General features: G+C 65.9%; 12 protein-coding genes. 6 read left to right on the forward strand and 6 right to left on the reverse strand.

Annotation, left to right across the window (positions count from 1 at the left end; translation table 11 throughout):
- The first annotated feature begins 40 nt into the window (after positions 1-40).
- The gene (locus AABD04_RS15520; RefSeq protein WP_341441701.1) at positions 41-646 is read left to right on the forward strand and encodes a ribulose 1,5-bisphosphate carboxylase large subunit; all 606 of its coding nucleotides are present in this window, start codon (positions 41-43) and stop codon (positions 644-646) included.
- Here the strand turns inward: AABD04_RS15520 and AABD04_RS15525 are convergent.
- Both AABD04_RS15525 and AABD04_RS15530 read right to left on the reverse strand, forming a co-directional pair.
- On the reverse strand, positions 643-1,179 hold the full coding sequence (locus tag AABD04_RS15525; RefSeq protein ID WP_341441702.1) for a DnaJ family domain-containing protein: 537 nt from the start codon (positions 1,177-1,179) through the stop codon (positions 643-645). The genes AABD04_RS15520 and AABD04_RS15525 overlap by 4 nt on opposite strands.
- A gap of 108 nt (positions 1,180-1,287) precedes the next feature.
- Complete coding sequence (locus AABD04_RS15530; protein ID WP_243594858.1) at positions 1,288-1,539, reverse strand: modification methylase HgiDII; 252 nt, start codon at positions 1,537-1,539, stop codon at positions 1,288-1,290.
- Positions 1,540-1,635: 96 nt separating this feature from the next.
- Between AABD04_RS15530 and AABD04_RS15535 the strand changes: the two genes are divergently transcribed.
- From AABD04_RS15535 to AABD04_RS15550, 4 genes are all read left to right on the forward strand, one after another.
- Complete coding sequence (locus AABD04_RS15535; protein WP_423228157.1) at positions 1,636-6,213, forward strand: ATP-dependent helicase; 4,578 nt, start codon at positions 1,636-1,638, stop codon at positions 6,211-6,213.
- A gap of 45 nt (positions 6,214-6,258) precedes the next feature.
- Entirely contained in the window at positions 6,259-7,032 is a 774-nt protein-coding gene (locus tag AABD04_RS15540; RefSeq protein ID WP_341441703.1) for a DNA-formamidopyrimidine glycosylase family protein, read from the forward strand.
- 109 nt (positions 7,033-7,141) lie between these two features.
- A complete protein-coding gene (locus AABD04_RS15545) occupies positions 7,142-7,492 on the forward strand; it encodes a YciI family protein (RefSeq protein ID WP_341441704.1) in 351 nt (116 codons plus the stop codon).
- A complete protein-coding gene (locus tag AABD04_RS15550) occupies positions 7,489-8,745 on the forward strand; it encodes an RNA polymerase sigma factor (RefSeq protein WP_341441705.1) in 1,257 nt (418 codons plus the stop codon). Before AABD04_RS15545 ends, AABD04_RS15550 begins: the two co-directional genes overlap by 4 nt.
- A 148-nt stretch (positions 8,746-8,893) precedes the next feature.
- Here the strand turns inward: AABD04_RS15550 and glpD are convergent, their stop codons facing one another.
- From glpD to AABD04_RS15565, 3 genes are all read right to left on the reverse strand, one after another.
- Positions 8,894-10,624, reverse strand: coding sequence for a glycerol-3-phosphate dehydrogenase (gene glpD / locus AABD04_RS15555; protein WP_243608148.1), 1,731 nt, complete (start codon positions 10,622-10,624; stop codon positions 8,894-8,896).
- Positions 10,625-10,743: 119 nt separating this feature from the next.
- Positions 10,744-11,964 (reverse strand): aminotransferase-like domain-containing protein, encoded by a 1,221-nt coding sequence (locus AABD04_RS15560; protein WP_341441706.1) that lies wholly within the window; start codon positions 11,962-11,964, stop codon positions 10,744-10,746.
- A gap of 139 nt (positions 11,965-12,103) precedes the next feature.
- Positions 12,104-13,507: an NAD(P)H-quinone dehydrogenase gene (locus tag AABD04_RS15565; RefSeq protein ID WP_341441707.1), complete on the reverse strand. Its 1,404-nt coding sequence runs from the start codon at positions 13,505-13,507 to the stop codon at positions 12,104-12,106.
- A gap of 181 nt (positions 13,508-13,688) precedes the next feature.
- Between AABD04_RS15565 and AABD04_RS15570 the strand changes: the two genes are divergently transcribed.
- Entirely contained in the window at positions 13,689-14,153 is a 465-nt protein-coding gene (locus tag AABD04_RS15570; RefSeq protein WP_037188123.1) for a gamma-glutamylcyclotransferase, read from the forward strand.
- 13 nt (positions 14,154-14,166) lie between these two features.
- Here AABD04_RS15570 and AABD04_RS15575 read toward each other — a convergent pair whose 3' ends face one another.
- Positions 14,167-14,631: a TrmO family methyltransferase domain-containing protein gene (locus AABD04_RS15575; RefSeq protein WP_341441708.1), complete on the reverse strand. Its 465-nt coding sequence runs from the start codon at positions 14,629-14,631 to the stop codon at positions 14,167-14,169.
- Between the last annotated feature and the right edge of the window lie 2 nt (positions 14,632-14,633).

Raw genomic sequence — 14,633 nt, forward strand, 5'->3', positions numbered from 1 at the left:
GGGAGTCGGGGCGTTGTGTCGGTGTGGCATTGTCGCTCCTATGGCTCTGGTCTTGGCAGGTGTGGTTCTCCCCGATCCCCTCGGTACCGAAACGGTGCTCCGGCGCGGAGTAGCGGTGGCGCGGGCCGGTGCGGGCTGGATGCTCACCACGACCGCTTTCGCGCTTACCCTGCCCGCCCGAATCGAAGCACTGTTGACGCGCATTGAGATGTTGATGACACGCATCGATCACGTGATCGACTCCGCCGACGCCGTGGTCGCCCGCGTGCAGCGGACAACCGGGGCCGCGGACGAGGTGGTTGCGTCGGCGTCGGTCGCCTCGCACACCGCGCTGGAGCTGATCGAGTTGTTCGATCCCATCGCGAAAAAGTCCGAACCCATGGCCCGCAAGTTCGTCGACAGCCTGTCCGAGGAGGAAGTCGACGCCGCGATCGCCATGGTCGATCAGCTGCCCGGACTTCTCGATCACATGGAAGCGCTGCTTCCGATCCTCGCCACCCTCGACACGGTGTCCCCCGAGATTCACGAGCTCCTCGGTGTCACCAAGGACGTGCGCCGCGCGGTCATCGGCATTCCGGGGTTCAAGTTCTTCCGCAATCGCGGTGAGGACAAGCTCGCCGACGAAGAACGCGACTCGGAGAACTAACGCACTCGACCTCGGCGTTTCCGGACGATCTTCGCGCGCAGTCGTGTCCACCAGGACGGCGCATCCGAACCCGTCGCAGTCGTGGGTGTGGCGGCCGACTGCGAGCGATGCTCACGCTCCAGTCGGTCGACATCGGCGCGGTTGATCCGCCAGCTCTCCATCCAGGTCTCGACATCGACCGGGCCCAGCGGCACGATCGGCGGCGTCGGGAACCGGATCCAGTCGACGATGCGAGCGTTCAACTCGTTCAACACCTCTCGCGCCGAATCCTCGCGCCTGATACCGATCAGTGTCGACGGCAGCCGCTCGATCTCCTTGCGTAGCTGCAGTGCGGTGGGCAGCAACGCATCGGCAGGCAGGTTCTCACGCTTCAGGTAACCGCGGACCCACCACAGCTCGTCTCCGGGATCGCCGACCGGGATCGGCTTGCCGGTGCCCTCGAGGCCCTCGAACGCACCGTTGTCCTGCGCCTCACGAATCTGCTTGTCCACCCAGGACTCGAACGTGACTCCTGGCTTCTTGCGTTCGGTCACCCCATCGACTGTAGATCCGGTGCCAGGCTCTGCGCCACGTCTGCCGCAAACACGACGAAGCCCCGACCCAGTGTGCGGGCCGGGGCTGTCGTCGTACAGCGGTGCTGGTCAGCCGTACTCGGCGACCAGTCGATCGAATTCTTCGCGGTCGATGACCTGTGGCTCGTTGATGGCGAGAGCCTGCGCGTACTTGCTCGCCAGGTGGTAGTCGCGACCGAGTGGCCCATGCTCGGCATCGTCCTCGTCGGATTGGATGCTCGCGCCCGGAGGCACCTCGTTCTGCAGGCCGTTGGTCTTGCTGCCGAGCAGAGCGTCGAGCTTCGCGGAAATCTTCTGCATGGTCTCTTGGTCGTCGGTCATGGAATCGGTGTACCCGAATCGCTCGAATCGACACCGTTGCGCGGCCGGGGAACTGCGTGAGGATTATGTGTCGGTGCCCGGGGGCATGATGATGGGATGGCCAGGCACAGTACGGGCACCGACGCCGCGAACGAGCTGTCGGTGATGAAGAAGCTGTCGCGGCCCACCCGTGAGTGGTTCACCGGGGCCTTTCCAGCTCCTACGTCCGCGCAATTGGGCGCGTGGTCGTCGATCTCGAGCGGTTCACATACCCTCGTGGTCGCTCCGACGGGTTCGGGTAAGACGCTCTCGGCCTTCCTGTGGGCCTTGGACGAGCTGGCGCAACTGGGCGCGGACAGCACCCGCAAGACCAAGGTCCTCTACATCTCGCCGCTCAAGGCTCTGGCAGTGGACGTCGAGCGCAACCTGCGAGCTCCTCTCGTCGGCATCACCCAGACCGCCAAGCGCCTCGGGCTGAACCCACCCGAGATCTCGGTCGGAGTGCGATCCGGCGACACCAGCGCTGCCGACCGCCGGAACATGATCAAGACTCCCCCGGACATCCTGATCACCACTCCGGAATCACTGTTCCTCATGCTCACCTCGGCTGCCCGCGACATCCTCGCCGAGGTCGACACCGTGATCGTCGACGAGGTACACGCCGTTGCAGGCACCAAACGTGGCGCGCACCTCGCGGTGTCCCTCGAGCGGCTCGACGCGATGCTGGACAAGCCTGCCCAGCGCATCGGCTTGTCGGCGACGGTGCGCCCGCACGAAGAAGTGGGCCGCTTCCTGGCCGGCGCAGCCCCCATCGAGATCGTCGCCCCGCCCGCTCCGAAGACCTTCGACCTGACGGTTCAGGTGCCCGTGGAGGACATGACCGAACTGGGCGTGAGCGACCCGAATGCGGACACCTCCGCCGCTCCCCCGGCTCAGGGATCGATCTGGCCGCACGTCGAGGAGAAGATGGTCGATCTCATCCTCGAGCACAAGTCGTGCATCGTGTTCGCCAATTCTCGTCGTCTTGCCGAACGACTGACCGCGCGGCTCAACGAGGTCTACGCCGAGCGGATCGGCGGCGAGGTGGCGACCGAACACAAGCCGCCGTCCCAGGTCGGTACCGCATCCGACGTCAACCACGGTGCCGATCCCCTGCTGGCCCGAGCCCACCACGGCAGCGTCAGCAAGGATCAGCGTGCGCTGATCGAAGACGATCTCAAGACCGGCAGGCTGCGCTGCGTCGTCGCCACCAGCAGCCTCGAACTCGGAATCGACATGGGCGCAGTCGATCTGGTCGTCCAGGTCGAAGCACCACCATCGGTGGCGAGTGGGTTGCAACGCGTCGGACGCGCGGGCCATCAGGTCGGCGAGATTTCCAAGGGCGTGCTGTTCCCCAAGCACCGCACCGACCTGATCCACTGTGCCGTGACCGTCGAGCGCATGACGTCGGGCAAGATCGAGGCCCTCTTCGTCCCGGCCAACCCCCTCGACGTCCTGGCCCAGCAAACCGTCGCGGCGTGTGCTCTCGAACCCATCGATGCCGAGGACTGGTTCGAATCAGTCCGCCGCACTGGCAGTTTCGCCACTCTGCCCCGTTCGGCGTACGAGTCGACGCTGGACCTGCTCTCCGGTCGCTACCCCTCGGACGAATTCGCCGAGCTACGCCCACGATTGGTGTGGGACCGCGACGCCAACACCCTCACCGGCCGTCCCGGCTCTCAACGACTCGCCGTCACCTCCGGTGGCACCATCCCCGACCGCGGCCTGTTCACCGTGTACATGGTGGGCGAAAAGCAGTCCAGGGTGGGCGAACTCGACGAGGAGATGGTCTACGAATCGCGAGTGGGTGACGTGTTCGCCCTCGGTGCCACCAGTTGGCGCATCGAGGAGATCACCCACGATCGGGTGCTCGTCAGCCCGGCGTACGGCCAACCCGGACGGCTCCCCTTCTGGCACGGCGACGGACTGGGCCGGCCGGCCGAACTGGGTCAAGCTCTGGGCGAGTTCCTGCGCAGCACCACCGATCGCAGCAACTTGGCCGAGCGGCTGAGCTCCGACGGTCTCGACGCCAACGCCGTGAACAACCTCATCGCATTGCTCGACGAGCAACTCGAGGCCACCGGCCAGCTCCCCACCGACAAGACGATGATCGTCGAGCGGTTCCGCGACGAACTGGGCGACTGGCGGCTCGTGCTGCATTCCACCTACGGCCAGCAGGTGCATGCGCCGTGGGCGCTAGCGGTCGGCGCGAGGCTGATCGAGAGATACGGCATCGACGCCGCCCCCACCGCATCCGACGACGGCATCATCGTCCGGCTCCCCGATACCGACGATCAGCCGCCCGGCGCGGAACTGTTCGTGTTCGAGCGCGACGAGATCGCAGACATCGTCACCGAGCAGGTCGGCGGGTCGGCCTTGTTCGCATCGCGATTCCGCGAATGTGCCGCGCGGGCACTGCTACTCCCCCGCCGCAACCCGGGTAAACGAGCGCCGCTGTGGCAGCAGCGTCAGCGTTCGGCTCAGCTGCTCGACGTGGCACGCAAGTACCCGACGTTCCCGATCCTGCTCGAGACCGTCCGCGAATGCCTGCAGGACGTCTACGACCTCCCCGCCCTCGAAGACATCCTGGCCAGAATCGGCCGACGCCAGATCCGAATCGTCGACGTCGAGACGCCGTCACCGTCCCCGTTCGCCAATTCGCTGCTGTTCAACTACGTCGGCGCATTCATGTACGAGGGCGACAGCCCCCTGGCCGAACGCCGGGCCGCCGCACTGTCGCTGGACTCCGCGCTGCTCGCCGAGCTACTCGGACGCGTCGAACTGCGAGAACTGCTCGACGACAGTGTCATCACCACCACCGAACTCGAACTACAGCGACTCCCCGAGGACCGCCACGCCAAGGACATCGAAGGTGTCGCAGACCTCCTGCGACTGCTCGGTCCGCTGACCGTCGAGGAAGTCGGCCTCCGAACCGACGGCGACGAATACCCGCAGTGGCTCACCGAACTCGCCGATGCAAAACGGGCAATGGAGGTCTCGTTCGCCGGCCAGAACTGGTGGACGGCGATCGAGGACGCCGCTCGGCTGCGCGACGCGTTGGGCGTCCCGCTCCCGATCGGAACTCCCGCCGCGTTCATCGAACCCGTCGACGACCCGCTGGTCGACCTGATCAGCCGGTACGCCCGAACTCACGGGCCGTTCACCCTCGACGACGCAGCGGCGCGATTCGGAGTCGGTACCGCCGTGGTACGGGACGTCCTGCGCAGACTGGCCGTCGACAAACGAGTCGTCGAAGGCGAATTCCGTCCCGGCGCAACGGGTAGCGAATGGTGCGACGCCGAGGTCCTCCGGCGTCTACGCCGTCGCTCGCTCGCTGCCGCCCGGCAGGATGTCGAACCCGTCTCCACCGCCACCCTCGGCCGCTTTCTGCCGGCGTGGCAGCACGTGGACAGCCGACGCCTCAGCGGAATCGACGGCGTCGCGACCGTGATCGAACAGCTTGCGGGCGTGCCTGTTCCGGCGTCGGCCTGGGAATCTCTCGTCCTCTCCTCGCGGGTGACCGACTACAGTCCGGCGATGCTCGACGAACTCACCTCCACCGGTGAGGTGTTGTGGTCGGGACACGGCGCGATCTCGTCCAAGGACGGCTGGGTGAGCCTGCACATGGCCGACACCGCGCCGCTCACCCTCGTGCCTGCGGCCGAATCCGACCTGTCGGAGTTGCAGATTCGCATCCAGGATGCCGTCGCGGGCGGCGGTGCGTATTTCTTCCGGCAGCTTTCCGACACCGTCGGCAGCACCGATGACACCGCCCTGCAGGCTGCACTGTGGGAGTTGGTGTGGGCGGGCCGTCTGAGCAACGACACGTTCGCTCCGCTGCGCGCCCTGTTGAACTCCACGACCACCCGCTCGGCCCCGAGTCATCGAGCACCTCGTCGTACGCCGCGGTTGCGCTCGTACCGGCAGTTCGAGCGCCCTGCTCTTCCGACCCGCACCGGTCCGCCGACTGCGGGTGGACGATGGTCACGATTACCCGAGCTCGAACCCGACCTCACCGTCCGCGCCCATGCGACCGCCGACGTACTGCTCGAACGCTACGGCGTGGTGACCCGCGGTTCGGTAATGAACGAGGGTGTGCCGGGCGGGTTCGCCACGATGTACAAGGTGCTCACCGGATTCGAGGATTCCGGCCGCTGCCGTCGCGGCTATTTCGTCGATTCACTCGGCGGTGCGCAGTTCTCCACGTCCGACGTGGTCGACCGGCTACGCAGCTACGACGAACCGAAGAAGAATTCCAGCGCTGTCGTGCTCGCGTCGTGCGATCCGGCCAACCCTTACGGCGGCGCACTGCCCTGGCCGAAGGCCGGCAGCGGCGAGGCCGGTGTCGGAGAGAAGCCGGACGAGACGACGAAGCATCGCCCGGGTCGCAAAGCCGGCGCACTGGTCGTACTCGTCCGAGGCGAATTGACGATGTTCGTCGAACGCGGCGGAAAGTCGGTGCTGACGTTCGGTGACAATGCCGAGGACATCGGCGCTGCGGCAACCGCATTGGCGGCCACCGTTCGACGCGGCGGTGTCGACAAGTTGCTCGTCGAGCGGATAAACGGTCACGACATCCACGGCACGGACTTCTCCAGGACCTTGACCGAAGCAGGTTTCTCGGCAACACCACGAGGGCTTCGCTTGCGCCGCTGAATCATCCGTGACCGACGAAGAACACCAGAGAGGACACCGACTCCGATGCCCGAGGGCGATACCGTCTGGCGCGCAGCCAACACCCTGCGCGCCGCGCTGGAGGGCCAGCAGCTCACCACCTGCGACATTCGTGTACCCCGTTATGCCACAGTCGACTTCACCGGCGAGACCGTCGACTCCGTTGCCTCACGCGGGAAGCATCTGCTGATTCGAGTGGGCGGCTACTCCATCCATTCGCATCTGAAGATGGAGGGCACCTGGCACGTCTACGCACCCGGCGCTCGGTGGCGGCGCCCGGCATTCCAGGCGCGCATCATCTTGAACACCGCGAACGCGCAGGCCATCGGGTTCGAGCTCGGCGTACTCGACATCATCGAGGACGAGGAGGATGCCGTCGGATACCTCGGACCGGACCTGCTCGGTACGGACTGGGACCCCGACGTCGCTCTGTCCAGGCTGGCATCGGATCCGGCCCGGCCGATAGGGCTCGCACTGCTCGATCAGCGCAACATAGCCGGGCTCGGCAATGTCTATCGCAACGAGATCTGTTTTCTGCGCGGAATCGACCCGCGTACACCGGTCGGCGACGCCGGCGACCTGAAGAAGACGATCGACCTGTCCTATCGATTGATCATGGCCAACAAGGATCGAAATCAGCGCGTCACTACCGGGGATCGCCGCCCGGGCCGACACTTCTGGGTGTACGGGCGCGAGAACAAGCCGTGTCGACGCTGTGGAAACACCATCGAATTCGGTCTGATCGGTGACAACCCGCTCGAGGAGCGGCAGATCTACTATTGCCCGCACTGTCAGAACTGAGGTGTGGCGAGATAGTCCGGTCCATGGTGTCCTTTTCGACGAACCCCGTTCGTCCTTCGTGTGTAGGTCGGCGAACGGCGCCGACCACGACGATTCTCAGGAGCTCACCATGACCGCATACGCAGCCATCGTCTACACCCATGATGCCGACTGGACCTCACCCGACGTGGCCGACGAGATGGCCGAATACGGTGCATTCAGTGCCGCGGCCGGACCCGCGATCATCGGCGGCGCGGTCCTTCACCCCACGTCGACCGCCACCACGGTGCGTGTGTCGGGTGGGAAGGGCGGCGACGTCCTGACGACGGACGGTCCGTTCGCCGAAGCAAAAGAGGTACTCGCGGGGTTCTTCCTTCTCGAGGCACAGGACCTCGACGCGGCAATTGCATTGGCGGCACAGATCCCCGCGGCGTGGAACGGAGCAATCGAAGTGCGGCCGATCATCCCGATGGCTCGGTGAGCACTCCGGCCGAGCACCTGGCGGCCGTGGTCCGTGACGAGGGTCGCCGAGTTCTGGCGACCCTCGTGCGGATCACCGGCAGTCTTGCCGTTGCCGAAGACGCAGTCTCCGAAGCCGTGGTGGCCGCACTCGCCCACTGGCCTCGGTCGGGTGTCCCCGACAACCCACGCGCCTGGCTCACGACCGTGGCTCGCAACAAGGCACTCGACATCGTCAGACGAGAGGCCGGGCGCAGCGCCAAGGAACGGGAGGCAGCGAATCTTGCTCTGCTGAAGCAGGATTGGAGTAACAGCGATCAGGACTCGGTCGGCGACGACCTGCTGCGGTTGGTCTTCACCTGCTGCCACCCGACACTCTCCGTCGAGGCGCAGGTGGCACTGAGCCTGCGCACCCTCTGTGGGCTCGCCACTGCCGACGTCGCCCGCCTGATGCTCGTACCCGAAGCCACCATGGCCAAGCGGCTCACGCGCGCGAAGAAGAAGATCGCCACCGCCAACATTCCGTACCGAGTACCGGATTCGGCGGAGTTGCCGCAACGACTCGAGGCGGTGGCCACCACGGTGTATCTGCTGTTCACCGCCGGGCATCTCGGCGGCGAGACTCTGGTGCGACCTCAGCTGTGCGACGAAGCAATTCGGCTGGCCCGCCTGATGATCGACCTCATGCCGGACGAGCCGTCACTTCAGGGGCTGTTGGCGCTCATGCTGTTCACCGACTCGCGCCGGGCGACCAGGACCGATGATTCGGGCGGCCTGGTCAGGCTGGAGGATCAGGACCGCTCTCGCTGGAACAGGGAGGCGATCGAGGAGGGCATGCAGTGGATGGACAGTGCGCTACGGCGCAACGACACCCAACCCAGCCGGTACACCATCCAGGCCGCCATCGCAGCATGTCACTCCGGCGCAGCGACGTACGCCGACACCGATTGGCCTCGGATCGTCGTGCTGTACGACGCGCTTGCGGTTGTGGAGAACACACCGATCGTGGCACTCAACCGAGGTGTTGCCATCGGTGAAAGCCAGGGTCCTGCCGCCGGGCTCGATGCACTCGACGCCATCGAGTCTCTGACCGGGCATCATCTCTGGCATGCCTGTCGAGCTGTGATGCTGGATCGACTCGGCCGGGCGGAGGAGGCCAGAGCTGCGCGAACAACCGCTCTGACTCTCGACCCCTCGCCGGCAGAAAGGGCGTTCCTTCGAGCGCAACTCGACTCGCCTTCGCACCCTGATCAGCACCGCGGCGAACAAATCTGACGGCTCGTTGTCAGCGAAGACCAAGCCTGCTCACAGCTTCGCCGATCACCATGGACCGCATGTTGACATTGGCGATACTCACCCTGCTGGTCATGGCCGTCTCCGGCGCGACGGCGGCTCGCGCACCCCGGACGCTGGTCAGACTGCGCTAGATCGTGCGAACCGGCTCGAGGATTTCCTGTCGGGCCTCCGGCGCGACGACACGCAGGGCGTCCGCCGATGCGTCGTCGGGCTGACGCTGCGATTCGATTTCGGCCTCCACCCGGGCGCGGTAGGTCTCGACTTCGCGATCGACCATGGCCTCGTCCCACCCCAGGACCGGCGCGATCAACGCTGCCACCTGACCCGCGCAGTTCATCCCGCGATGCGAGTACTCGATGGAAATCCGGGTACGACGCGACAACACGTCCTCGAGATGCAGCGCGCCCTCCGCCGCTGCGGCGTACACCACCTCCACCTGGAGGTATGCCGGCGCATCGGTGAGCGGTTGCAGCAGTTCGGGTTTGCCGTCGGCCATGGCCAGCACTTCGTCGATCAACGAACCGTATCGATCGAGCAGATGCGTCACCCGATGCGGATGCAGGTTGTACATCTCACCCAGGTGCGGTGCCTGATTGACCAGCGCGAAGTAGCCGTCGGCACCGACGAGTGGCACCTTCTCGGTGATCGAGGACGCCACTCGCACCGGGATGTCCTCCGCCGCCAGATCGACGGCGTCCTCGGCCATCACCCGATAGGTCGTGTACTTGCCACCGGCGATGGCGATGAGTCCCGGCGCAACACGAGCGACCGCGTGCTCGCGAGAGAGCTTGGAGGTCTCGTCGCTCTCGCCGGCCAGCAGTGGCCGTAGACCCGCGTAGACACCGTCGATGTCCTCGTGGGTGAGCGGCGTGACGAGCACGCCGTTGACCTCACCCAGGATGTAGTCGATGTCGGCCTTGGTCGCGGCCGGATGCGCGAGATCGAGATTCCAGTCGGTGTCGGTGGTGCCGATGATCCAGTGCGCACCCCACGGGATGATGAAGAGTACGGATTTCTCGGTGCGGAGAATGATCGCGGCCTCGCTGACGATGCGATCCCGCGGCACCACGATGTGCACGCCCTTCGAGGCACGTACCCGAAACCGTCCGCGCATGTTCGACAGCGACTGGATCTCGTCGGTCCAGACCCCGGTGGCGTTGATCACCACGTGTGCGCGCACGTCGGTCGTGGCACCGGTCTCCGAATCACGTACTCGCACACCCGATACCCGATCGGCCTCCCGCAGGAAACCGACCACCTGTGTCGACGTACGCACCACAGCGCCGTAGTGGGCGGCCGTTCTGGCAACGGTCATGGTGTGCCGGGCGTCGTCGACGACGGTGTCGTAGTACCGAATTCCTCCGATCAACGACTTGCGCTTGATTCCGGGCGACATGCGCAGCGCGCCGGATCGCGTCAGGTGCTTCTGTTGCGGCACCGATTTGGCCCCGCCCATGCGGTCGTACAGGAAGATGCCCGCGGCGATGTAGGGCCGCTCCCACAACCGATGCGTCAACGGGAAGAGGAATTTCAGCGGCTTGACCAAGTGCGGCGCGAGCGTGGACAGGGAGAGTTCGCGTTCGTGCAGCGCCTCGCGCACGAGCCCGAACTCGAGCTGCTCGAGGTAGCGAAGCCCGCCGTGGAACATCTTGGACGAGCGAGACGACGTTCCCGACGCGTAGTCGCGGGCCTCGACCAGCGCCACCTTGAGTCCGCGCGTCGCCGCGTCGAGAGCCGCACCGGAGCCGACGACGCCACCGCCGATCACCACCACGTCGAACTGCTCGGTTCCGAGCTGGCCCCACGCCTCCACCCGCTGCTCGGGTCCGAGGAACTTCGTATTCGATCGGTTGCTCATCTCGAACGCTCCCTCTCCTTCGAAAATCCTCGCGCAATGCGTGCATGTCAGGCTACCGCCCCAGGTCCTTCGGGCGCAGAACCTGCCGAGCCCGGAGCGCGCGGGTCAGAGCATCCCGGTCAGAGCACTCGGGCCGAGGCCGAGTGCGCGGTGCCCAGTCGACGCACTGCTTCCTTCAGCACGGACGGTGTCGATCCGGCGAAGCTCAGCCGGAGCGAGTGACGGTACTGCGCGGCCGAAGCGAACGCACTGCCGGGCACGAAGGCCACTCCGTGGTCGAGCGCCGAATCGAGCAACTCGCTGCTGTCCGTCCCGTCCCGAAAGGAGGCCCACGCGAACATCCCGCCTTCGGGGCGAGAGACGGTGAGCCGGGCGCCGAACTCGGCGGCCAGCGCGGACGTCAATGCCGTTGCGCGAGCGCCGTACTCACGCCGCAGAACGGTCAGGTGCGCATCGAGCCAGGTCGTGTCGGCGAGCATCTCCGCTGCCATCAACTGTGTCATCGAGGATCCACACAGATCCGCGCCCTGCTTCAGCAGTTCCACTGCCGCACAGACGCCGAGCGGGGCGACGAACCAGCCGACCCGGAGCGTCGGTGCCAGGATCTTCGACGCACTCGACAGTCGGATGACGCGGTCGCTGTGACACGCGATCGGCAGCGGTGGGGCTTCGATACCGGATTCCATTGCATCGAAACAGATCTCACCGTAGGGGTCGTCCTCGATCACCCAGAATCCGTAGCGATCCGCCAGCGCCGCCAGGTGGCGTCGACGCTGTTCGCTCATCGTGACTCCGCGTGGATTGTGGAAGTTCGCGACGGTGTGCACCACCGCGGGCCGTAGCCCCGCCGTCAGTCTGCGTTCGAGTTCGTCGGTGTCCATTCCGGTATCGGTGATGGGAATGGACTCGATGCGCGCTTCGGCGATCGAGAAGACCTGCAGCGCACCGGTGTACGCGGGCTCGTCGACCACGACGGGAGCGCCCGGGTCGATCAGGGCCTGCGCGAGCAACGTCAGCGCCTGTTGCGAACCGTGCGTCACGATGACGGACTCGACCGGAACGGGGACTCCCCCGCGAGCGTGCGCTTCCCTGGCCGCAATGACGCTCCGCAGCGTGCGATGGCCGGATGTCTCGCAGTACTGCACCGCGTCGGGGCGGCGAACCACGGCCTCCGCGGCTGCGGCGATGCGGTCGATCGGTATCAGGTCGGTGGCCGGTAGACCTCCGGCCAGGCTGATCACATCGTCGCGTGCGGTGAGAGCGAGGAGGTCACGAATGGCCGAGCTGGTGAGCGATGCGGTGCGTCCGGCCAAGCCGGCGGCAAGGTAGAGGGAGGACATGAGAGCGACTCCGGGGCAGCAGGAATGGGAGAACGGCCCGCGGATCCGCTGAGTCGAAGAAGGAGCGGACGGGTGTGTCCGCTCCTTCGACTGTCTCACGTGCTACCGAAATATGAAACGCAGTTCTCACATTGTGAGATCAGTCCAGGTCGTCGTGCGCCATCAGCTGACGCGCGGCCTCGATGACCGAACCGGACAGCGACGGGTACACCGAGAACGTGTTCGCCAGGTCGTTCACCGAGAGGTTGTTCTGCACGGCCATCGCGATGGGCAGAATCAGCTCCGACGCACTCGGGGCGACCACGACGCCACCGATGACGACGCCGGTGGCCGGGCGGCAGAAGATCTTCACGAAACCACGCTTGAGTCCGCTCATCTTCGCTCGCGGGTTTGTGGTCAGTGGCAGCATCACCACGCGAGCGGGTACGTCACCGGCGTCGATCTTGGACTGCGCGACGCCGACCGACGCGATCTCGGGCCGAGTGAACACCGCCGAGGCCACGGTCTTGAGCTTGATCGGGCTGACGGCCTGTCCCAGTGCGTGATACATCGCAATGCGTCCCTGCATCGCCGCGACCGAGGCCAGCGGCAGCAGACCGGTGCAGTCACCGGCTGCATAGATGCCCGCGACCGCAGTGCGTGAGACGCGATCCACCCGCAGGTATCCACCCTTGTCGAGTTCGATGCCGACATTCTCGAGTCCCAGACCGGAGGTGTTGGGCACCGATCCGACGGTCATCAGCGCATGACTGCCCTCGACGGTGCGGCCGTCCGAAAGCGTGACGAGAACACCGTTTTCGATGCGGACCACGGAGTCGGCGCGGGCGTGCTTGACGAGGGTGACGCCACGTTCGTTGAACGCGTCCTCGAGCACCAGCGCGGCATCCTCGTCCTCGTGCGGAAGGACGCGGTCGCGGCTCGAGACCGCGGTGACCTTGACGCCCATCTCGGTGTAGGCGGAGACGAACTCGGCACCGGTCACACCGGATCCGACGACAACCAGGTGCTCGGGGAGGGCCTCGAGGTCGTAGAGCTGACGCCAGTTGAGGATGCGCTCGCCATCGGGCTCGGCTCCCTTGACCACGCGGGGCCGGGCCCCGGTCGCGATGAGGACAACATCGGCGTCGAGGATGCGCTCTTCACCATCGGCGAGCACCGCCTTGATCTGGTGCGAGGCCATCCCCACGTGGGAGTCGATCATCTCGGCGCGCCCGGCCAGCAGCTGCACGCCGACGGACCTGACGCGCTGGGCGATGTCGGAGGACTGCGCCTGGGCGAGGCTTTTCACTCGGTCGTGAATCTTCGGCAGCGCCACGGCGGCCTGCGACGGATCGAGGGAGATGCCGAGGTCACTGGCTCGACGCATCTCGGTGCGAATGCCGGTCGACGCGATGAACGTCTTCGACGGCACGCAGTCCCAGAGAACGCAGGCACCGCCGATACCGTCGGAATCGACGAGCGTCACCTCTCCGCCGTGCTGTGCGGCAACCAACGCTGCTTCGTACCCTGCCGGACCACCACCGATGATCACAATCCGGGTCATTGATCCTCTTCTCGCATGCTCGAAATCTCTCGCTGTGTCGCGTCAACGGTATTCCAGAGGCTGCCCCCGCGCGTCGGTAGGGCTGGCTTCGTTCGCCCGACAGGAGGTCGGACCTGGGGCGACGCACCGAAACACGACCACGAGGCGTCAGTGGGCACCGATACGGTTTAGGCTGGCCGACGTGCCAATTTATGCCGCCTACGGATCGAACATGCATCCGGAGCAGATGTTGCAGCGATGCCCACACTCGCCCCTGTCGGGAACCGGGTGGCTGCATGGATGGCGGTTGACCTTCGGCGGCGGCGACATCGGCTGGGAAGGCGCGCTGGCCACGGTCGTAGAGGATCCCGACTCACAGGTCTTCGTCGTGCTCTACGACGTATCCGAGGAGGACGAGGAGAGCCTGGATCGCTGGGAGGGCTCCGAACTCGGCATTCATCGCAAGATTCGGCTGCGCATCGAGACCGGCCGGGAGCCGGTGCTCGCGTGGATGTACGTGCTCGACGCCTACGAGGGTGGCCTGCCGTCCGCACGTTACCTCGGCGTCATGGCGGAGGCAGCCGAAATCGCCGGTGCCCCAGCCGAATACGTGCGAGACCTACGAACCCGCAACAGCCGCAACGTCGGTCCCGGCACCGCCTCGTAGCCGGCGGTACCGCTCAGAAGTAGTTCTTCATCACCGACGCCACCCACGTCGGCTCGGTCACGTCCTCACGCTCCGGGACCATGGACTGCAGGAACGGCTTGACATCGAACACCGGTGAGCCGTCGATCGCGTCGAGACCTCGGACTCGGATGCGCAGTCCGTCCACGTCGACGATCTCGCACCGCGACACCCCGAGATGATTGGGTCGGTCCTTGACCCGTTGCGCGAGGACGCCCACCCGAGGAAGCGTCGTGTCACCACGAGGGTGGCGCGAGCCGGTGGTCGTCGCGGCCGGATCACACAGGTGGAAGCCGTAGACCACCTCGAGGTGGGAGAACTCGGCGAGACCGAGGGTCGCGTCGACGTCGAGCACACTCTCGTCGAGGTCGATGACGGACTCGACCGCTCCCCAGTTGTCGTCCACCACCTCGGCCCGATCGGATCGAACCATCCCGATCGGCGACACGTCGAAGGCCATCT

It is taken from the genome of Rhodococcoides navarretei (assembly GCF_038069675.1).
GTDB lineage: Bacteria > Actinomycetota > Actinomycetes > Mycobacteriales > Mycobacteriaceae > Rhodococcoides > Rhodococcoides navarretei.

Excerpts from the sequence above, each read along its gene's own strand:
- AABD04_RS15560 (WP_341441706.1), bottom strand. The coding sequence starts at position 11,964 with ATGTCCTCCCTCTACCTTGCCGCCGGCTTGGCCGGACGCACCGCATCG.
- AABD04_RS15535 (WP_423228157.1), top strand. The coding sequence starts at position 1,636 with ATGGCCAGGCACAGTACGGGCACCGACGCCGCGAACGAGCTGTCGGTG.
- AABD04_RS15545 (WP_341441704.1), top strand. The coding sequence starts at position 7,142 with ATGACCGCATACGCAGCCATCGTCTACACCCATGATGCCGACTGGACC.
- AABD04_RS15565 (WP_341441707.1), bottom strand. The coding sequence starts at position 13,507 with ATGACCCGGATTGTGATCATCGGTGGTGGTCCGGCAGGGTACGAAGCA.
- AABD04_RS15540 (WP_341441703.1), top strand. The coding sequence starts at position 6,259 with ATGCCCGAGGGCGATACCGTCTGGCGCGCAGCCAACACCCTGCGCGCC.
- AABD04_RS15530 (WP_243594858.1), bottom strand. The coding sequence starts at position 1,539 with ATGACCGACGACCAAGAGACCATGCAGAAGATTTCCGCGAAGCTCGAC.
- glpD (WP_243608148.1), bottom strand. The coding sequence starts at position 10,624 with ATGAGCAACCGATCGAATACGAAGTTCCTCGGACCCGAGCAGCGGGTG.
- AABD04_RS15575 (WP_341441708.1), bottom strand. The coding sequence starts at position 14,631 with ATGGCCTTCGACGTGTCGCCGATCGGGATGGTTCGATCCGATCGGGCC.
- AABD04_RS15520 (WP_341441701.1), top strand. The coding sequence starts at position 41 with ATGGCTCTGGTCTTGGCAGGTGTGGTTCTCCCCGATCCCCTCGGTACC.